The organism is Shewanella sp. 10N.286.52.C2 (assembly GCF_002874545.1).
In the GTDB taxonomy this organism is placed as follows: Bacteria; Pseudomonadota; Gammaproteobacteria; order Enterobacterales; family Shewanellaceae; genus Shewanella.
Window position 1 is genome coordinate 70,686 of sequence record NZ_MCTV01000026.1, and the last position, 21,096, is coordinate 91,781.

Consider the following 21,096-nt stretch of genomic DNA (forward strand, 5'->3'; position numbering starts at 1 on the left):
AACTAATAAGGTTGCCAATATAAATTATGATTACTGCAGATCCGGTCATTTTTGGCTTGTTGGCCGCGATTATTGGTTTGGTATTTTATACTAGCAAGCTAAAACAAAGCTTTTGGAAACAACTTTACCGTTTTGTGCCCATTATGGTCATGATTTATGTGTTGCCATCATTTTTAAATACCTTAAACATTGTCGATGCTTCCCAAAGTCAATTACCCCACATATCCTCAAAGTATTTAATGCCCGCTTGTTTAACATTACTAATTATCAGTGTAGACATAAAATCCATTCTATTATTGGGCCCTAAAATTGTCATGCTGTTTTTAATTGCCAGCTTAGGCATTATTATTGGCGGCCCGTTAACTCTGATACTTTTTGCGAAAATAGCGCCTGAATCTATTAATTGGCTAGGTGAAGATGCTGCCTGGCGCGGAATGGCGACCTTAGCAGGGAATTGGGTTGGTGGCACAGCGAATCAACTTGCCATGAAAGAAATCTATCAGGTAAAAGAAAACTTATTTGCGATTATGATTTCGGTCAATGTAGTCTACTCAGCGATTTGGATGTCATTTTTATTAATCTGCGCCAATAATGCTGCTGCGATAGATAAAAAAACGGGTGCCGACTCAAGCAATTATCAGCGGTTAATCGCTACAAGCGAATATCAGCAAGCTCACACGGTCAAGAATATCACCATAACTGATTACATATTAATATTCAGTGTGGCATTTGGCGTGACGGGATTAGCACATATGGGGGCTGATATTCTGGCGCCATATTTTGCCGCCCACTACCCTGCAACAGAAAAGTTTAGTCTGACTTCAAATTTCTTTTGGATTGTCATCATAGTGACCACTATCAGTATTGCACTTTCAAATACCAAAGTGCGTGAACTTGAGCAATTAGGGGCATCAAAGGTCTCCACTGTCATGCTGTATATTTTGATTGCTAGTATGGGCCTTAGAATGGACTTGACCATGATTGATGACTTTCCAATCTACTTTGCCATCGGCTTTGTATGGTTAGCAATTCATAGCCTGTTCGTGATTATTGCTGGGCTAGTGATGAAAGCACCTGTGGCTTATATGGCATTAGCAAGTCAATGCTGTATTGGCGGCGCGGCATCATCCCCTGTGGTGGCAATTGCATTTCACCGCTCACTGGTACCTATCGCGATCATGTTCTCAGTATTTGGTTATGCTTGGGCAACTTACATGGCTTGGCTATGCGCCGAGATGATGCGGCTCGTATCGCAATAAAACGATGAGTTAATTTCTTACAGTGAACATATACGGATACCTGTTACTGTAATTTTAAATAGACTCTAACCTCTACAAGCTCTTGGTTGTCATCGGCAATAGCAGCTTCAACAGCCTCACTCTTAATCACATCCAAGCGTTCAATTATCAGCGGCTGGGTCGTTAAAGTCCAATCACTGGCAGCAAGCCAATGACTATAAAGATATTTTATTTTGCTATTGAGCTCTTTTTCAGAACCCAAATGATAAAACTGAGCATAACGCCCCTTAGCCACAGACTTGTTCGAAAAATAACCAGACCCAGCGATAACGGGTGCTAATTCAGTAAGCTGCGCTTGATTAACACTCACACCAATATCCAGCGATAACATGGATTGCTCATCAGCTAAGGCATTAATTTGCGGATAAGGCATATCATAAACGAAATTAAAGGTGCGACTAGTACTTGGCGATAAATGATATTTTTGCCTAAATGCGTTTAAGGCATTTTTCGATTGAGATACATAACAAGCGGGTCCACGATGCTTAATAACCACTAACTCTGTCGCCGTTAGATCCGATGCCTGAATATTAACCTCAGCAGCAGAAAACTGCTCGTGTCCTTCTGCTAGGGTACTCAGTGGTTGCTGCTTGGCAAAAAAATTCCCCCAATCAGGTGAGGCTTGAAAGCTTTGCGGACTTTGACCAATGCTGTCGGTAAACGCGGTAATAAATGCCGCAGTTGACGGGTAGCCCATTTTTAACGCGACAGTATCTAAGCTAATAGTTTTATCAAAACCCAGTAACTGCGCCGCTTCAAGGTTTTTTAGCAAACGAATATAATCCTGCACTTTGGTATGAAACAGACTGTAAAATAACGCACCAAAATGCACTTCAGCAACCCCTGCAATCGCCGCTAAGCGGCTGTTGAGATTGTCATCAAACGCAGAAATTGCAGGTAGATTATTATCGATATAGCTTAACAGCACTTCAAATTGAGCATGTAAATCTTTCAATTTTTGACTAGACCTCTTAGTTTAAAACTGACTTATCTTTCATATAAACACAACTTACAAGTCCGATTTTTAGTCCCATGACTGCAACAAGTTGTTTGGCTTATAAACCGCTAGATTTACTAGTAAACAGTAAAGCCATACCTTAGTTTTTTACTATATAACGGCGTTAGCCTGTCAGTTTTTGCCATCGGTAATAACTGACATCAGCAAGTTCTAGCATGGGTTTATCTTCTTCTGTATCACCATAGGCATACACTTTATCAAAATCTTGTAGGTCAAACTGAGCTAAAACTCGATTTGATTTTGCAGCGCCGCTACAGTCACCATTAATATACCGTCCGGTCAGTTTACCCTTTTTACTTTCTAGCTCTGCACATATCAGTTTAAATCCATGCTGGCGACACCATGGCGCTAAATAAACATTAAGTGATGCCGAAACCACAACAATGGTGTCACCTTGCATCTGATGCCATTGCAGACGCGCTAGCGCTTGAGGTTTGATTTGTAGATCAAAACTTGTAGCATAATCTTCGCCGATGGCCTTAATGTGTTGCTCATCTTGTTGCCAAAAAGCAAACTTAGAAATGATGCTACGCGTTCTTGACCCACCAATGAGCTGCCATTTATAAGCGGCTATCACAGGGATTAATATCGGATAACAAACGATTAAACGCCACTTAGGTACACTTGAGTAAATAAATGGCGTGTAAGTATCTTTACTTGTAATAGTTCCATCAAAATCAAACAATGCTAAGTTCATAAATATCCTTATAAGAACCTCAAAATTTTGACATAAAAAAGCCAAGGCGAACCTTGGCTTTTGTGAATTCCAATCAGCTTATTCAGCTACTGGGTATTCAACTGTTGCTTTTGCTTTTAAAGCTGCGACAACTGAACGGTAATCAGCTTCGCTGTATTGAGGTACTAAACGTTGCTTAATACTTTCAACAATATTTGCATCAATACCTTCTGCATCATTAACTTTATCCAAAGCAATAACCGCATAGCCATTAGCTAATGCAGCGGTATCAAATGAGCTTGCACCAGCATCTGGAGCTGCCATTTTAAATGCCTTAGTCGAGATAGCTTGATCAATATCTTGATTAAATCGTGCTAGCTTCTCTTTCGTTGCTACTGCAACTTCAGTGATTTCAGTGCCTGCTTTTAATTGCGCTAAATATTCATTGGCTTTTTCACTTGCGGCAAAGTTCGCTTTATCTTGCAATAAACGTGCTTCAATGCTGCTAGATACTTCAGTTAATGGCAATGTACCAGCATCTTTATGTTGCAGTAAACGAATCACAACCACATGGTTAGGTGCTAACTCAATCACTTCACTGTTCATGCCGCTACCAATAACGTCATCAGAAAATGCAGCTTTGATTAAAGCTGGAGTATTTAAATTAACAGGCGCATTATCACGAGAAAATAACGCTGTTGATTGAACCTCAACGCCTAATGCTTTAGCTGTTTCATCTAAAGTGTCAGGTATTTCGTAGCTGGTATCGGCTAAAACACTTTGTAAGCTATAAAATTCATCAACCGCTTTTTTGTTTTGAAGATCAGCGATGATTTTATCTTGCACGTCATCAAACGGCGCTGCAGCACCAGATTCCACATCGAGTAACTTGATAATGTGATAACCAAATTCACTCTTCACAATTTGTGAGTACTCACCAGTTGAAAGTGCAAATAAAGCTGAGTCAAATGCAGGATCCATTACACCTTGTTCGAACCAATCGAGTTGACCGCCCTGCTCTGCGCTAAATTGGTCATCTGAATCTGATTTAGCAACGGCAGCAAAGTCTTCACCAGCTTGTAATTTAGCTAAAGCAGCTTCGGCCTTTGCTTCATCGGCGCTATCATCGCCAGATGCAAATAAAATATGTGCAGCTAAACGTTTTTCTGGCGTTTGATATTGTTGTTGGTTGTCTTCATAAAAAGCACGCGCATCATCAACTGACGTTTCGATACCTTTAGCCAGATCTGCAACGTCCAACTCGACATATTCTAAGCTAACTTTTTCTTGGCTCATGAACTGAATTAAGTTACTTTCGTAATAGGCTTTAATCTCTTCAGCAGAAACTGTTGAAGAAGCTAAGAAAGGTGTAGAGTCCACAACTAAATAACGAATATCACGGGTTTGACCTTGAACTTCAGCTAATTGCTTTGCTTCACCATCAAGAACAAACTCACTTCCCACTAGCGCGGTTAAAAGTTGACGACGAGTCATATCAACACGCATCATATTTCTAAAGCTAGTGGTTTGATAACCTAATTGACGTAGTACAGCTAAGTAGCGGTCATTATCAAATACACCATCGGTTTGGAATGCTTGCTCATTCAGAATCGCTTGTTTAATTTGCTCATCTGAAACACGTAGTCCCAAATCTTCAGCCGCTTGGCTAATTAGCTTATCTGAAATCAAACGATCTAATACATTCTGCTTGATACCATTCATATAGTTATCATCAGCAGCTAAGGCATCAAACATTTCGCCTAGTTGTTGTTCTAAACGGCCACGTTCATTTTGGAATGCTTGTTCTAATTCATTGGCTGTGATTTCGTCACCATTAACTACTGCGGCTGGAACATCTGTCGAGGTTCCTAGGTAACTACTGACACCAGCAAATGCGAACGAAAGGATCACCAGTACTAAAATACTTTTAGCTATAACGCCCTGTGAACCTTCGCGAATTTTTTCTAACATCTGAATTCTCGCTTGTTGCGACATAATAAAATAAAAAGGCGCACCTTTTGCGGATGCGCCTTCTTGTAATTTAGACGGAGTATTCAGACGCTACCGAGGTATGCCTTATCTCTCCTAATATCAAAAAAACAAAGTTAATTCTGATACTTTATTTCGCAAAAAGCACTGTTAAAACAGTGCTTTCTACAAATGCCTTACAAAAGGCAACGATACCAACTATTTAGTTAACAGCGTCTTTTAGTGCTTTACCAGCTTTGAAGGCAGGAATGTTTGCTGCTGCAATTTTGATTTCTGCACCCGTTTGTGGGTTACGGCCAGTACGTTCTGCACGTTGACGTACTTCAAAAGTACCAAAACCAACTAGAGAAATCTTATCGCCTTCTTTAAGCGCTTCAGTAACAGCAGCAATAAAAGAATCTAGTGCACGGCCAGCGCCTGCTTTAGAAATGTCAGCACCAGAAGCGATTTTCTCGATTAGTTCAGATTTGTTCATGTCATCCCCTTGAATGTTATTTTTGCGCCGCAACCAAATCCGTCTTTGGAACGGTCTACGGAGGCTTTTTATCGTAAGTTTGATACCACACCAAACTTAGTTGGAAAACCAAAAAAAATGTACTTGGATACAGCTCAAAGTCAGATGCGCCAAGGGTTTGGTGCTAACTGACTCTCCACTTATCTAGGCTACCACAGCTTTCGTGTTTGTTAAGCCCCTTTTTTCATTTTTTTTGGGTTACTAGCAAGTTTTCTTACTGATTAGTTACTTTTTGACCACTTCGAAGCCTTTAACAGGTCTTTCTAAGGCCAATTCAAGGACTTCCTCGACCCACCTTACAGGGTGGATCTTTAAATCAGCAATCACATTTGCTGGAATTTCTTCTAAATCACGCTCATTTTCTTTAGGAATAAGCACAACTTTTATCCCACCGCGATGCGCCGCAAGCAGTTTCTCTTTCAGGCCACCAATTGGTAACACTTCACCACGAAGGGTAATTTCACCCGTCATCGCTACGTCACTTTTAACCGGGTTGCCGGTTAAACTTGATACTAAAGCAGTACACATTGCCGCACCTGCTGAAGGACCATCTTTTGGCGTTGCACCTTCTGGTACATGAACATGGATATCACGCTTTTCATAAAAGTCGTTATTGATCCCCAACTGCTCTGCGCGGCCTCTAACAACGGTCATTGCAGCTTGAATTGACTCTTGCATCACGTCACCTAGCGAACCGGTATAAGCAAGTTTGCCTTTACCTGGCACCGAAGTGGCTTCAATGGTCAGTAAATCACCACCAACTTGAGTCCATGCAAGGCCAGTAACTTGACCAATTTGATTGTTAGATTCAGCTTTACCGTAATCAAAGCGCTGCACACCTAAGAAAGATTTCAGGTTATCTTGATCCACAACAACGGTTTTCACTGACTTATCAAGCAAAATCATTTTTACGACTTTACGACAAACTTTAGACAGCTCACGCTCTAATGAACGCACGCCAGCTTCACGGGTGTAATAACGGATCATGCCAATAATGGCACTGTCTTCTATGGTTATCTCACTCGCTTTTAAGCCATTACGCTCAATCTGTTTGGTTAATAAATGCTTCTTAGCAATATTAAGCTTTTCATCTTCGGTGTAACCCGATAAACGGATCACTTCCATACGGTCAAGTAATGGTCCAGGGATATCCATTGAGTTTGAGGTAGCGACAAACATTACGTCTGATAAGTCGTAATCCACTTCAAGGTAATGATCGTTAAATGCTGAGTTTTGTTCAGGATCTAATACTTCTAATAATGCTGACGATGGATCGCCGCGCATATCAGAACTCATTTTATCAATTTCATCTAATAGGAATAATGGGTTTTTAACGCCCACTTTAGCCATTTTTTGAATGACTTTACCTGGCATAGAACCAATATAAGTACGACGATGACCACGGATCTCGGCTTCATCACGCACACCACCTAATGCAACACGCACATACTTACGACCTGTCGCCTTTGCAATTGACTGACCGAGTGACGTTTTACCGACACCAGGTGGGCCCACTAGACAAAGAATTGGCCCTTTAAGCTGTTTAACACGGCTTTGTACCGCAAGATACTCTAAAATGCGCTCTTTAACCTTCTCAAGCCCATGGTGATCGGTATCAAGAATGGCTTCAGCTTTTGATAAATCACGCTTAATTTTAGAACGCTGACTCCAAGGTACCGAGGTCATCCAATCGACATAGCTTCTGACAACAGTCGCTTCTGCAGACATTGGAGACATCATCTTCAGTTTGTTTAACTCAGCTTCGGCTTTTTCTTTGGCTTCTGCTGGCATTTTAGCCTCAGTGATCTTCCGAGCTAATACTTCAAACTCATCTTGGCCTTCATCAAGATCGCCTAATTCTTTTTGAATGGCTTTCATTTGCTCATTCAAATAGTATTCGCGTTGACTCTTTTCCATTTGTTTCTTAACGCGGCCACGGATGCGTTTTTCAACTTGTAATAAGTCAATCTCGCCTTCCATCATCGCCATTAAGTATTCAAGGCGCTCACCAACATTAATCATCTCAAGCACAGACTGTTTGTCTTCTAGCTTAAGTGGCATATGCGCCGCCATGGTGTCAGCAAGGCGCGCTGCTTCTTCAATACCGGTTAATGAAGTGAGCACTTCAGGCGGTATTTTCTTGTTAAGCTTGATGTAACCTTCAAATTGACTGATTGCACTGCGGACTAAGACTTCTTCTTCTTTGTCTGCTAAGTCTTCAGAAGCTAAGTATTCAGCTGTCGCGACAAAGAATTCATCTTCTTGGGTGTAAGCGGTTACTTTTGCACGCTGACCACCTTCAACTAAGACTTTAACGGTCCCGTCAGGTAGTTTTAATAACTGCAAAATTGAGGCTACGGTACCGACGTCGAAAATATCTTCTTTTGTTGGCTCGTCTAAATCAGCTTCTCGCTGTGCGACCAATAAAATTTGCTTGTCTTGTTCCATTGCCGATTCGAGACAACGAATAGATTTCTCTCGTCCGACGAACAACGGAATTACCATATGGGGATAAACCACTACATCTCGCAGTGGCAGCACGGGGAGTTCGATATGCGCTTCACGCTCTTGGGTCATAGTTCGATTCCGTTTGATGAATGGATTTTATAAGTCAGTATATTGGGATGTTTCTCAAACTTTCAATGGTTAATACGAAAAAAGGAGCCCAATGGACTCCTTATTTTTAATAAAAGACTAAATCGTCTATTTATTGTTCACCACCAGCAACTTGGCTTTCGGCATTTTCGTAAATTAGGATTGGTGCGGATTCGCCTTTTACTACAGACTCATCAACAACGGCCTTAATCACGCCTTCCACTGAAGGGATGTCATACATGGTATCGAGTAAAATATCTTCGATAATTGAACGAAGTCCACGAGCACCGGTTTTACGGGTCATTGCTTTATGAGCAATGGCTTTAAGCGCATCTTCGCGGAACTCTAACTCAACATCTTCCATCTCAAATAAGGCACCATATTGCTTAGTAAGTGCATTTTTAGGTTGAGATAAGATTTGAACCAATGCAGATTCATCTAATTCAGTTAGCGTCGCAACAACAGGTAAACGACCGATAAACTCAGGGATCAAACCAAATTTAATTAAATCTTCTGGTTCAACCTTACCTAATGTTTGCGAGATAGTCGCTTTATCTGCATCACCTTTAACTTCAGCGCCAAAACCGATACCAGTACCTGTTAAGCCACGTTGCTCAATAACTTTTTCAAGCCCAGCAAACGCACCACCACAAATAAATAAGATCTTTGAAGTATCAACTTGCAAAAACTCTTGTTGTGGATGCTTACGACCACCTTGAGGTGGCACAGAAGCAACAGTACCTTCAATTAGTTTTAGTAGCGCCTGCTGAACACCTTCACCCGATACATCACGAGTTATAGAAGGATTGTCAGATTTACGACTAATCTTGTCGATTTCATCGATGTAAACAATACCACGTTCCGCTTTTTCAACGTCGTAATCACATTTTTGCAGAAGTTTCTGAATAATGTTTTCAACGTCTTCACCCACATAACCTGCTTCAGTTAATGTGGTTGCATCAGCCATAGTAAACGGCACATCAAGTGAACGCGCTAAGGTTTCAGCCAGTAATGTTTTACCACTACCTGTAGGCCCAATAAGTAAGATATTACTTTTACCAAGCTCAACACCTTCAATCGGCGTACCATTACGTAAGCGCTTATAGTGATTATAAACCGCTACCGATAGCACCTTTTTTGCCTGATTCTGACCAATGACGTAATCATCGAGGTGATTACGTAATTCGTGTGGCGTTGGTAATTGGTCTTGATCGCGTTTAGGCGAAATTTCTTTTATCTCTTCACGAATTATGTCATTACATAACTCGACACATTCGTCACAAACATATACTGAAGGTCCAGCAATTAGCTTTCTAACTTCATGTTGGCTTTTCCCGCAAAAAGAGCAGTACAGCAGCTTACCGCTGTCACCGGAATTTTTGTTATCGCCCATTAACTCTACCTCTGTTACAGCCTAGACACTGTCTGTAGAAAACCATCTGTACTGTTTAAATGCACAAACACAGTCTTATATTTTAATACTCTATTCTTCAAAGAATAGCGCACTCAGGCGTAAAGATCAGCTACGCTTTTCAAAAACTGAATCAACTAAACCATAATCGGCTGCTTCTTGAGCACTCATGAAGTTATCACGGTCAGTATCACGTTCAATGATTTCCATTGGTTGACCGGTATGTTCCGCCAACATTTGGTTCAATTTGTTCTTAATGCCAAGAATTTCTTGAGCATGAATTGCAATATCTGAAGCCTGACCTTGGAAACCGCCTAATGGTTGGTGGATCATCACGCGAGAATTAGGTAAACAATGACGTTTGCCTTTTGCGCCACCAGCAAGTAAAAAAGCGCCCATGCTTGCTGCTTGACCAATACATACTGTACTGACATTTGGCTTGATAAACTGCATGGTGTCATAAATCGCCATGCCGGCTGTTACTGAGCCTCCTGGCGAGTTAATGTAAATTGAAATATCTTTGTCTGGGCTTTCTGATTCTAGGAACAATAATTGCGCCACGATCAAATTAGCCATGTGTTCTTCAACCTGGCCAACCAAGAAAATTACACGCTCTTTTAATAAACGAGAGTAAATATCATATGAACGCTCACCTTTTGCTGTTTGTTCAACAACCATAGGTACGAGAGCATTGAGTACAGATTCTGGCGCTTTATGCATTTTATACTTTCCCTAAAATAAAAATGGCTCGTATGAGAACCTCATACGAGCCATTATAAATGGCGAACCGCCAATCAAGTCAAGCGAAGGTTACGCTTTACCTGTTGCCTTGTTCATAAATTCTTCAAAAGCAACTTCTTTTAGAGTTACTTTTGCTGATTTTAATAGCACTTCAACAGCTTGCTCTTCAAGAGCTACGTTACGCATGTTCTGCATAAGCTCTTTGTTGCCATTGTAGTATTCAACAACTTCAGTTGGATCTTCGTAAGCAGAAGCCATTGAAGCGATTAAACCTTGAACGCGCTCATCTTCAGCTTGAAGTTCATTCGTTTTGATTACTTCGCCTAATAATAGACCAACTTTAACGCGACGCTCAGCTTGCTCAGTGAATAGATCAGCTGGAAGCTCAGGCATGTTTTCAGCTTGACCACCAAAACGTTGCATAGCTTGTTGACGAAGAACATTCACTTCACCGTCTACAAGTGCTTTAGGGATAGTGATGTCGTTAGCAGCTAATAAGCCTTCGATAACTTGCTCTTTAACATTCGCTTTAAGCGCTTGATCAAGTTCACGAGTCATGTTTTTACGAATTTCAGCTTTAAGGGCTTCTAGGCCACCTTCAGCAATACCGAATAATGAAGCGAACTCGTCATTTACTTCTGGTAATTCTGCAGCTTGAACTTCGGTAAGAGTAATAACGAAATTAGCCGCTTTACCTTTTAAGTTTTCAGCGTGGTAATCTTCAGGGAAAGTGACTTCAACTTCAAATTCTTCACCGGCTTTATGACCAATGATGCCAGTTTCAAAACCTGGGATCATACGGTTGCTACCAAGCTCAAGTTCGAAATCGTCAGCTTTGCCACCTTCAAATTCTTCACCTTCAACTGAACCAACAAAGTTCATTTTAACTTTGTTGCCTTCTTCAGCAGCAGTTTCAACTACAGCGAAAGTAGCGTGTTGCTTGCGAAGCGTTTCAATCATGGTGTCAACGTCAGCGTCATTAACTTCAGCTTGTGGTTGTTCAACAGCGATTGCATCTAAACCAGTTAATTCAACTTCTGGGTAGATTTCAAAAGTAGCAACGAACTCGAAGTTCTCGCCTTCTGCTTTACTAGGAGCAAATACTGGTGCGCCAGCTGGGTTTAGTTTTTCAGCCATGATAGCTTCAATGAAGTTGCGTTGCATAACTTCACCGGTCACATCTTGACGGATAGCTTTACCGTAACGTTGGTTGATTACTGATACTGGTACTTTACCTGGACGGAAACCAGAGATCTTTGCACGCTTCGCTTCACGTAATAAATTGTCTTTAACTAATTTCTCAATTTGCTCAGCAGGTACAGAAATTGTTAGGCGACGTTCTAGGCCTTGAGTTGTTTCAACAGAAACTTGCATTGTTTTACCTCGAAATATGTCTGACGTCCTTTGTAATAGTCGAAAACTCAACTATTAAATATTCATTTCTTGATGATTAATGTTTACTAATAAAAGTAGTGATACAGCAGCGTTTAAGCGCTGTTACCCGTAGTAATCCGTATTAGATATTTATCAAGACGCGACATTATAGCGACCGTTTACTGCCGAGTCGAGTCTGAAAACGCGGTTAAATGGGGATTTTAGACATAAAAAAAGCGACCTTAGGTCGCTTTTTCTACAACTGTGCATTATCAATGCAAAATTTGGGGTGACTGATGGGGCTCGAACCCACGACAACCGGAATCACAATCCGGGGCTCTACCAACTGAGCTACAATCACCATAATTTGGTACGCCCGGCAGGATTCGAACCTGCGACCACCCGCTTAGAAGGCGGGTGCTCTATCCAACTGAGCTACGGGCGCATGGTTTACAGATAAATCTGTATATCCTACTAGCGTGATAAGTTGCTTTGGTTAACAACTTATCTTTTTACAGCTTATTCATAAAACCGAAGCTTTACAAATAAATAAATTTGGTCGGTGATAGAGGATTCGAACCTCTGACCCTCTCGTCCCAAACGAGATGCGCTACCGGGCTGCGCTAATCACCGAGATGTTCAATGCTACAATGTTTATTTTCTTTAAACACCTTCGCTGTGAGAACGGAGCGCATATTAACGAGTCACTTTCCTATCGTCAACGATTTTTTTGACAAACTTGTTCAGCTGCTGTTTTAACAAACAAAAAATTCTGTTTTTAAAAAATCACTAAGGCAATATTCATGACATGACTTTAGCTGACTGATAGAATACGCTTCGTTAATTTCGTCTTATTATCGCGCCATAAAGGAAACTATACCCCCATGACTGCCCAAAATATTGATGGCAAAGCGATCGCTCAATCTATTCGAACCACTTTAAAAGAAAAAGTACTTGCCCGTAAAGAAGCAGGTAAAAGAATTCCTGGCTTAGCGGTCATCTTAGTTGGTGCAGATGCTGCGTCACAAGTCTATGTAGGAAGTAAGCGCCGCGCGTGTGAAGAAGTCGGCTTTCAATCTTATTCATATGATTTAGAGACCACGGCCACTGAAGCAGAATTGTTAGCCTTAATTGATCAATGCAATGATGACCCTAAAATTGATGGCATTTTAGTGCAACTGCCATTACCTGCACACATTGAAGAATCTAAAGTCATTGAGCAAATTCGCCCTGATAAAGATGTTGATGGTTTCCACCCTTATAATGTCGGCCGACTTGCTCAGCGCATCCCAGTGCTGCGTTCATGTACGCCAAAAGGCATTATGACCTTGATCAACTCAACGGGTGTAGATACATATGGTCTTGATGCAACGATTGTTGGCGCGTCTAATATTGTCGGTAGACCAATGACATTGGAGCTACTACTTGCAGGCTGTACTACGACCACCTGTCATCGCTTTACTAAAAACCTTGAACAAAAGGTACGCCAAGCTGACTTGTTGATTGTTGCAGTAGGTAAACCTGGTTTTATTGCTGGTGATTGGATTAAACCTGGTGCGATTGTTATCGATGTGGGCATTAACCGCTTAGACAATGGCCGCTTAGTGGGTGATGTAGAATTTGACCTTGCTGCTGAGAAAGCGGCATTCATTACCCCAGTACCCGGTGGTGTAGGTCCGATGACAATTGCCAGCTTACTAGAAAACACCTTATATGCTGCTGAGACTTACCACGACTAAACCTTTGTTTAATCAGAGTTAATAATTGTATTAACTAAAAAAGCCTGCTAATGCAGGCTTTTTTATGGCGGATTAAACTTAGACGTTACTTTTTACGCCAAGTTGTTACACCATTTTCGCCATCTTCCAGAATAACCCCAAGGGCATTTAGTCTATCTCTAGCGATATCTGCAGCAGGCCAATCTTTTTCAGCGCGGGCGCGATTACGTTCAACGATCAAGGCCTCAATTTCAGCGACTTCATCATCACTGCCCTCGCCTTGGAAATAAACATCAACATCGTTGCTGATAATGCCTAGCACGTCTGTTAATTGCTTAAGGCTAACACCTAAGGCGCTGGCTTGCGCCATATCAACTGATTTAAGACGGTTAATCTCACGTACCATATCAAAGATAACCGAGTAGGCTTCTGGTGTATTAAAATCATCATCCATCGCCAGTTTAAATTTACCGACATACTCAGGTGCAGCTGCTGGAGCAACTGATAAATCTAAGCCTTTTAACGAAGTATAAATACGTTCTAAAGCCGACTTAGCTTGCTTTAAATTATCTTCAGAATAATTTAGCTGGCTACGATAGTGACCCGATAATAAGAAGTAACGTACTGTTTCTGGATCGTAATGTTCTAACACATCTCTGATTGTGAAGAAGTTGCCCAGTGATTTAGACATTTTTTCTTTATCAACCATCACCATGCCAGTATGCATCCAGTAGTTGACATACTTTGAGCCATGAGCACAGCAAGACTGCGCAATTTCGTTTTCATGATGTGGGAACTGTAAATCGCTACCGCCGCCATGAATATCAAAGTTTTCACCTAAGTGTTTGCCATTCATTGCAGAACATTCAATGTGCCAGCCAGGACGGCCAGGCCCCCATGGAGACTCCCACGTTGGTTCGCCAGGTTTTGACATTTTCCACAACACAAAATCCATAGGATTACGTTTAGCAGCTTCCACTTCAACGCGCGCGCCAGCTTGAAGCTGTTCAAGGTTTTGTCCTGATAAGCGGCCATATTCCGCAAATGAAGCCACACTAAAGAGCACATCGCCATTGTCAGCAACATAAGCATGCTCTTTAGCGATGAGTGTCTGCACCATTTCGATGATCTCATCAATATGCAGGGTCGCTCTTGGTTCGAAATCTGGGCGTAGCATATTTAATGAGTCAAAATCATTGTGCATCTCACCAATCAAACGCTCAGTGAGTGAGTCACAACTTTCGTTATTTTCAGCGGCGCGTTTAATGATTTTATCGTCGACATCGGTGATGTTACGTAAGTAGTTCACCGCATAGCCACTATAACGTAAGTAGCGAACTATCATATCGAAAGACACAAAAGTACGACCATGACCAATGTGACATAAATCATATATGGTGATCCCACATACATACATGTCAATCTTGCCAGGGTTAATCGGTTTAAACTCTTGCTTTTCACGACTCATACTATTGTAAATTTTCAACATCGATGGTTCTCTTTTACTCTTAATAAAACTCAATTTAATTGCCACAAAGTCTACCATGAGCAACACTGTTTTGAACACTGCACTTTAAGCCTCACGTAAGATAAGTTAGAATCGCGCAACAATTTTTATCTAGGTAATTAAATATGATCACTTTGCACACAAATATGGGCGACATCAAAATCGCTTTAAATGCTGAAAAAGCACCTTTAACTGTTGAAAGCTTCATTAAGTACGTAAAAGAAGGTTTCTACGACGGTACTATTTTTCACCGTGTGATTGATGGTTTCATGGTACAAGGTGGTGGCTTTACTGAAGATATGGTTCAGAAAACCCCTCATGCTGCAGTTAAAAATGAAGCGAACAACGGCTTATCAAACAAAGTCGGTACCTTAGCGATGGCGCGTACATCTGATCCGCATTCAGCAACATCACAGTTTTTTATCAATGTGAATGACAACACTTTCTTAGACTTTAAAGCCGAAACATCTCAAGGCTGGGGCTATTGTGTATTCGCTGAAGTTGTTGAAGGTTTTGATATTGTAGAGAAAATCAAAACTGTTAGCACAGGTAACCGTGGCATGCATCAAGACGTACCACTAGAAGCTGTTATCATTAACAGTGCAAGCATTGCTGAATAATCATTAATGCAGACTGTTTTTATGGGCGATTTGCACTTAAGTGCAGACCGCCCAGATATTAGCCAAGCTTTTATTCGCTACCTCAACTCAGATCTTGCTGATGTTGAAGCGATTTATATCATCGGTGACTTGTTTGAAGTCTGGACCAGTGATGATATTGCCGAGCCCTTTACTGACGAAATAGCCACCCATCTAAAACGTGTCGCCACAAGCATCCCTATTTATTTTATCCACGGTAATCGAGATTTTATGATTGGCAAATCATTTGCTCGTAAAGCTGGAATGATCATACTCCCAGAAGTTGTCGAGTTAGATTTGTATGGGATAAAAACAGTAGTCTTGCATGGTGATAGCCTTTGCACGCTCGATAAGGCTTATCAAAGATTTAGAAGCTTCAGAAATTCATCATTCGTGAAATGGATTTACCGTAACTTGCCTAAATCAACGCGACAGAACATCGCTGCTGATATTCGCAAAAAAAGTCAAAAAAGCAATCAACAAAAAAGCTATACCATTATGGATGTTGAGCAATCAGCCGTTGACAGCCTACTGCTAAAAACCAACTGCCAAAGAATGATCCATGGCCATACCCACCGTCCGGCAATACATCAATTAGCCGATAACAAGCAGCGCATTGTGGTTGGTGACTGGTACGAGCAAGGCAGCATACTGATTGTCGACCAATACACTGCCAATCTTAAACAACTGCCCTTGCTAACTTGAGGACTTCAAATACCGCAAGGATATAGTGTTAATTGGGTAAACCACTGTGGAATTTAAAATCGGTATCAGGGGTTAAAATAAGCTCAGCTTCAACCTCGGTCAAAAACCTTACTCTGTCACTAATATCTTTATCCGATACTAACTCGGCCAACGTCAGGTAATCTTGGTAGTGACGAGCTTCAGAGCGAAGTAGCGATACGTAGAATTTACTTAATTCTTCATCCAGATGCGGTGCAAGTTTGGCAAAACGTTCACAAGATCTGGCCTCAATTAGTGCACCAATAATTAACTTATCGACTAATGCATCTGGCTCGAAGGTTTTAACATGTTTCAGTAAGCCTTTGGCATAACGTCCGGCCTCTATTAGCTCATACTGTACCTGTTTTTTTTCCATCAACTCCATTACTTGATAGAAATGATGTAATTCTTCTTTGATCAGCAATACCATTTTATCAACTAACTCTTGACCATAAACACAGCCTTCACGCACTGTGATTTGTTTGCTGACGTTACTTTTTCCTTTAAGAGAGGCTAAATCGCCGACCTTTTTATAGGCAAACTCTTCGTATGGCTTTATCCATTGGGATAACTGCTCAGCACTGGGTTTATCCACCGCGTATTTCCTAATTAAAAACATCGCGCTTTGGGCGGCTTTTAACTCACAAATCATATGATCACGAAGAATGATGGATAAGTTTTCAGGCTTGCTGGCCATTTCAATCCACTTATCAGGTGTTTCACAATTCAAAAAAGAGTAAATCGGCTCAAGTAAACCCTGCTCATACATCATTGAAGTACCACTAAATATTTTATGTGGCGCCATTGTATTAAAAAAATGAAACAGATACGACAACCCATCTGCATATTCTAAGATTGCATTAAGCAGCAAATAGATATTTAACAATCATCAACTAAGTTACATTAACGTCGAATATTTACATATAAATCGACAATCTAAAGAGAAAAATACTGCATGAGCTAACTTCTGATGAGCTTATTAGCTTTTTATACTGATAAAACAACAATAGCACTTGACGAATGGCCGCTAATGTTCAATAAATAGTCTATACATCTGCGTAACAATAGTTGCTTAAGTTGTATTTCAATCACCTTTAATGGATAAGCTTCGATAGGGATGAAGTTATTACTTAAACGGCTCACTAGTAACGAGTGCATTAAGTATGTGTAGGACTGATTAAGGCGATTGATATATGGGGCTATGATCAGTTCGTCTGAAGTTTGGCGAGCTATGTATGAAATGCTAAACAAGGATAATAACAATGATATTGAATCACCTAATGGGGCTATACACTCATCCGAAACAAGAGTGGCAAACAATTGAACGTAATCACGAGGCAGTTAAAAGCAGCCTTAGTCATATCTTACTTATCGCCTTAATTCCTGCTGTGTGCAGTTTTGTAGCAACCGCTTATATAGGCTGGCATCCTGCTAACGGCGAGCTACTATTTCTCACTCCACAAAGCGCCATGTTCATGTCAGTGGGTATGTACTTTGGCCTCATTGCTGGCGTATTTGCACTGGCATATTTATCTTATTGGATGGCAAAAACCTTTGATGCCGCACCAACCTTCACTCAAGCACTTGAGTTAGCCGCCTATACCGCTACACCATTATTTATGGTTGGCATATCAGCACTATACCCTGTGTTATGGTTTATGATGTTAGTGGGCCTTGCTGGCTTAGCCTACTCAGTATATCTACTTTATGCTGGTGTCCCCATCATTATGAATATCCCTGAAGAAAAAGGCTTTATTTACGCAAGTTCAGTCGTTACTGCAGGTTTAGTGCTATTGGTCGGATTAATGGGCACTAGCGTTATATTATGGAGCTTAGGCTTAGGACCTATGATGCAGTAAATGTTTTTGTACTATATTTAAAAGGCGCTTTCGCGCCTTTTTTGTTATGGCTCGGCCCATAAAGTGAGTTTGAACTAAGGTGATATATGACCAAAAATACCTATCAAAAAATCCTTTTTGTATTGCTGCTTCTAGCGGGTTTATTTGCCATCAACTACTGGGTTAAGTCATCCACTACAGAAAATGAGACTGATACTACTGGTACAAACGCGACTAAATCTCCAACGGCAACAATTGAGCCAGATGTTAATCATCAATATATAGATGCCGCAAACAACAAACTCACAACTAAAAAAAAGCAAACCAAGGCCTCAACAGAGATTATTTTAAACTCGCTCGATCAATTAATTGAATTATTCGACTCGTTAAATTACAACAAACAAAGCTGGGATGCCGGTGTAAGGGAAGTACCTCGATTAACCTTTGATAGCGTGAGTGAGAATTGGCAAAAAACCTCAAATGAGATCCCTGTACAGGTTAAGAAAATGGTTTTTTTCAGATTAATGGCGCCATTAATATTACTCAGTAATGAAAATATTATTTTAGAGCGAAAATGGGTGAAACAGGCTGAGCTAACCGATAACAAGCTTATTGATATCGCAACAAAATACAAGGTCATTCCCGATAAGCAAACACCATTAACTCAAGATTTGCGAAAACAACTGCTTAAGCGCGTAGACATCATGCCGCCGTCATTAGTGCTAGCCCAAGCGGCTGAAGAAAGCGGCTGGGCGACATCGCGATTTACCGTTGAAGGTAACGCCTTTTTTGGCCAGTGGGATTTCAGTGGCAACGGCATGGCTCCTAAAAAGCAAAGAACAGAGTTAGGCAATTACGGTTTAGCACGATTTAATACTCCGCAAGCATCCGTTGAGGGCTATATGCTAAATATCAATACCCATGCAGCCTACCTTAAACTGAGACAAATGAGACAGCAATTACGTTATGAGAAAGAACCGATAACAGGCCTTAAATTAGTCACCACTTTAGATAAATATTCCGAACGTGGCCAAGCCTATATTGATAGTATCCAGCAGATGATCCGTTACAACAAACTTGATCAAGTGGACGCCGCCTATTTAAGTGATGGTGTGCCAATACACTTAATTTCCGCAAATAACCAAGCCAATTCTTTTGATAATTAACCATAAAAAATGCCAGAACAATATTGTTCTGGCATTTTTATTAACTGACTTAGGGATAAACTACCCCCAGTAAAAGCTACAGGTAAACTTTAAGCAAAAGAATCACGTAGTGCCACAGTTAAGTTAAACACTAAAGCCTCTTTTGATGAATCCTTGTTATCAGCGCAGAAGTAACCTTCACGTTCAAACTGGTACGCTTTTTCTGCCACTGCATTGGCTAAGCTTGCTTCAGCGACACCCTTAAGCACAGTTAAAGAGTCATCGCTTAACACTTCGTCTAAGGTTTCAAAAGCTGCTGGAGACGCTACAGTAAATAAACGGTGGTATAAACGAAATTCAGCCGGTTTGGCCGTTGTCGCTTCAACCCAATGAATAACACCTTTAACTTTGCGGCCATCACTTGGGTTCTTACCCAATGTTTCATTGTCGTAAGTACAATAAACCGTGGTGACATTACCGTCTTCATCTTGATCAAAACGTTCAGCTTTAATCACATAAGCATTACGTAAACGAACTTCTTTACCAAGTACTAAACGCTTAAAATGCTTATTAGCAGACTCTTTAAAGTCTTCGGCATCGATGAATAACTCTTTACCAAATGCAATTTCGCGGGTACCCATTTCAGGTTTATTCGGATGCATTGGGGCATTAATTATTTCAGGTGTATCCGACGGGTAGTTTTCAATTACCACTTTAATCGGTCTTAACACAGCCATGGCACGAGGTGCATTTTCGTTGAGCTCTTCACGAATACACGCATCAAGCACGCCACCTTCAATAAGGTTTTCTTGCTTTGTAACACCGATACGTTGGCAGAATTCACGAATAGACGCCGGAGTATAACCGCGACGGCGTAAACCTGCGATAGTTGGCATACGAGGATCATCCCAACCAGACACGATTTCACGCGTTACTAAATCGTTCAATTTACGTTTCGACATCATGGTGTATTCAAGGTTAAGTCTTGAAAATTCATACTGACGTGTACGGTTTGGTTGATTAAAATCATCTAAATGATCTAACACCCAATCATACAAACGACGGTTGTCTTGGAACTCTAAAGTACATAACGAATGAGTGATGTTTTCAATCGCATCTGAAATACAGTGAGTAAAGTCGTACATTGGGTAAATGCACCACTTATCGCCTGTTTGATGATGGTGAGCAAAACGAATACGGTAAATAACCGGATCACGCATACACATGAATGGTGAAGCCATATCGATTTTAGCCCGCAGTGCACACTCACCCTCTTTGAATTCACCTGCACGCATTTTTTCAAATAGGTTCAAGTTTTCTTCAACTGAGGTATCACGGTAAGGGCTATTTTTACCAGGTGCTTTTAATGTGCCACGGTACTCGCGTGTTTCTTCAGCATTTAAGAAGCACACATAAGCTAAACCTTTTGAGATTAGCTCAACCGCATATTGATGTAATTGATCGAAGTAATTCGAAGAATAACGAACTTCACCTGACCATTTAAAGCCTAACCAACGTACATCATCCTGAATAGAATGAACATAATCGATGTCTTCCTTTTCAGGGTTAGTATCATCAAAACGTAAGTTACATTGACCTTGATAATCTTGTGCTATGCCAAAATTTAAACAAATAGACTTTGCATGGCCAATGTGTAAAAAACCATTTGGCTCTGGCGGAAAACGGGTTTGCACACTGGTGTGTTTACCACTTTTTAAGTCTTCATCAATAATATTACGAATGAAGTTACTTGGACGTACTTCGTTGTCCACTTGGCTCATGGAGTTCCTCTTGGTGCACGATGGTGAAATTTATGACCTTTGATGATCCTACAGATTTACGCGAGTTACAATGCCTGTTTGCTAAAAATAACCCTCAAAAAACAAAAAACCAGCATTTCGTAAAATGCTG

The 21,096-nt window shown here is 40.9% G+C and carries 17 protein-coding genes and 3 tRNA genes; 6 read left to right on the forward strand and 14 right to left on the reverse strand.

Features of this window, described 5'->3' with window-relative positions; all coding sequences use genetic code 11:
• The first annotated feature begins 26 nt into the window (after window positions 1–26).
• Window positions 27–1,259, forward strand: a complete 1,233-nt coding sequence (locus BCU94_RS10500; protein ID WP_102440521.1) for a DUF819 family protein — start codon at window positions 27–29, stop codon at window positions 1,257–1,259.
• Between the two features lie 43 nt (window positions 1,260–1,302).
• On the opposite strand, the gene BCU94_RS10505 is transcribed toward BCU94_RS10500, so the two are convergent.
• From BCU94_RS10505 to BCU94_RS10555, 11 genes are all read right to left on the reverse strand, one after another.
• Window positions 1,303–2,253, reverse strand: coding sequence for an AraC family transcriptional regulator (locus tag BCU94_RS10505; protein WP_102476353.1), 951 nt, complete (start codon window positions 2,251–2,253; stop codon window positions 1,303–1,305).
• Window positions 2,254–2,419: 166 nt separating this feature from the next.
• Window positions 2,420–3,013, reverse strand: a complete 594-nt coding sequence (locus BCU94_RS10510; protein ID WP_102440519.1) for an HAD-IB family hydrolase — start codon at window positions 3,011–3,013, stop codon at window positions 2,420–2,422.
• 78 nt (window positions 3,014–3,091) lie between these two features.
• Window positions 3,092–4,963, reverse strand: coding sequence for a SurA N-terminal domain-containing protein (locus BCU94_RS10515; RefSeq protein ID WP_102476389.1), 1,872 nt, complete (start codon window positions 4,961–4,963; stop codon window positions 3,092–3,094).
• A gap of 220 nt (window positions 4,964–5,183) precedes the next feature.
• On the reverse strand, window positions 5,184–5,456 hold the full coding sequence (locus BCU94_RS10520; protein WP_076536981.1) for an HU family DNA-binding protein: 273 nt from the start codon (window positions 5,454–5,456) through the stop codon (window positions 5,184–5,186).
• Between the two features lie 264 nt (window positions 5,457–5,720).
• A complete protein-coding gene (gene lon, locus BCU94_RS10525) occupies window positions 5,721–8,072 on the reverse strand; it encodes an endopeptidase La (RefSeq protein ID WP_102440518.1) in 2,352 nt (783 codons plus the stop codon).
• Window positions 8,073–8,202: 130 nt separating this feature from the next.
• Window positions 8,203–9,483 carry an ATP-dependent protease ATP-binding subunit ClpX gene (clpX, locus tag BCU94_RS10530; RefSeq protein ID WP_076536985.1) on the reverse strand — a complete coding sequence of 427 codons (1,281 nt, stop codon included), beginning with the start codon at window positions 9,481–9,483 and terminating at the stop codon, window positions 8,203–8,205.
• 126 nt (window positions 9,484–9,609) lie between these two features.
• Complete coding sequence (gene clpP / locus BCU94_RS10535) at window positions 9,610–10,221, reverse strand: ATP-dependent Clp endopeptidase proteolytic subunit ClpP (RefSeq protein ID WP_076536986.1); 612 nt, start codon at window positions 10,219–10,221, stop codon at window positions 9,610–9,612.
• A gap of 90 nt (window positions 10,222–10,311) precedes the next feature.
• The gene (gene tig / locus BCU94_RS10540) at window positions 10,312–11,616 is read right to left on the reverse strand and encodes a trigger factor (RefSeq protein WP_102440517.1); all 1,305 of its coding nucleotides are present in this window, start codon (window positions 11,614–11,616) and stop codon (window positions 10,312–10,314) included.
• A 285-nt stretch (window positions 11,617–11,901) separates the two neighbouring features.
• Window positions 11,902–11,977, reverse strand: a tRNA-His gene (locus tag BCU94_RS10545).
• Between the two features lie 7 nt (window positions 11,978–11,984).
• Window positions 11,985–12,061 (reverse strand) — tRNA-Arg (locus tag BCU94_RS10550).
• 111 nt (window positions 12,062–12,172) lie between these two features.
• A tRNA-Pro gene (locus BCU94_RS10555) sits at window positions 12,173–12,249 on the reverse strand.
• Window positions 12,250–12,500: 251 nt separating this feature from the next.
• On the opposite strand from BCU94_RS10555, the gene folD reads away from it, so the two are divergent.
• Window positions 12,501–13,355, forward strand: a complete 855-nt coding sequence (gene folD / locus BCU94_RS10560) for a bifunctional methylenetetrahydrofolate dehydrogenase/methenyltetrahydrofolate cyclohydrolase FolD (RefSeq protein ID WP_102476354.1) — start codon at window positions 12,501–12,503, stop codon at window positions 13,353–13,355.
• Between the two features lie 85 nt (window positions 13,356–13,440).
• Here the strand turns inward: folD and cysS are convergent, their stop codons facing one another.
• Window positions 13,441–14,823 (reverse strand): cysteine--tRNA ligase, encoded by a 1,383-nt coding sequence (cysS, locus tag BCU94_RS10565; RefSeq protein ID WP_102476355.1) that lies wholly within the window; start codon window positions 14,821–14,823, stop codon window positions 13,441–13,443.
• A 143-nt stretch (window positions 14,824–14,966) separates the two neighbouring features.
• Between cysS and BCU94_RS10570 the strand changes: the two genes are divergently transcribed.
• Window positions 14,967–15,461: a peptidylprolyl isomerase gene (locus tag BCU94_RS10570; RefSeq protein ID WP_102440514.1), complete on the forward strand. Its 495-nt coding sequence runs from the start codon at window positions 14,967–14,969 to the stop codon at window positions 15,459–15,461.
• Window positions 15,462–15,467: 6 nt separating this feature from the next.
• Window positions 15,468–16,184 (forward strand): UDP-2,3-diacylglucosamine diphosphatase, encoded by a 717-nt coding sequence (locus BCU94_RS10575; RefSeq protein ID WP_102476356.1) that lies wholly within the window; start codon window positions 15,468–15,470, stop codon window positions 16,182–16,184.
• Between the two features lie 28 nt (window positions 16,185–16,212).
• Here BCU94_RS10575 and miaE read toward each other — a convergent pair whose 3' ends face one another.
• Window positions 16,213–16,974 (reverse strand): tRNA isopentenyl-2-thiomethyl-A-37 hydroxylase MiaE, encoded by a 762-nt coding sequence (gene miaE, locus BCU94_RS10580; RefSeq protein WP_198590877.1) that lies wholly within the window; start codon window positions 16,972–16,974, stop codon window positions 16,213–16,215.
• Window positions 16,975–17,464: 490 nt separating this feature from the next.
• On the opposite strand from miaE, the gene BCU94_RS10590 reads away from it, so the two are divergent.
• Together BCU94_RS10590 and BCU94_RS10595 are read left to right on the forward strand one after the other, a co-directional pair.
• The gene (locus BCU94_RS10590; RefSeq protein ID WP_102440512.1) at window positions 17,465–18,061 is read left to right on the forward strand and encodes a Yip1 family protein; all 597 of its coding nucleotides are present in this window, start codon (window positions 17,465–17,467) and stop codon (window positions 18,059–18,061) included.
• 86 nt (window positions 18,062–18,147) lie between these two features.
• A complete protein-coding gene (locus BCU94_RS10595; protein WP_102476358.1) occupies window positions 18,148–19,206 on the forward strand; it encodes a glucosaminidase domain-containing protein in 1,059 nt (352 codons plus the stop codon).
• A gap of 89 nt (window positions 19,207–19,295) precedes the next feature.
• Here BCU94_RS10595 and glnS read toward each other — a convergent pair whose 3' ends face one another.
• Complete coding sequence (gene glnS, locus BCU94_RS10600; RefSeq protein WP_102476359.1) at window positions 19,296–20,966, reverse strand: glutamine--tRNA ligase; 1,671 nt, start codon at window positions 20,964–20,966, stop codon at window positions 19,296–19,298.
• Window positions 20,967–21,096 lie beyond the last annotated feature (130 nt).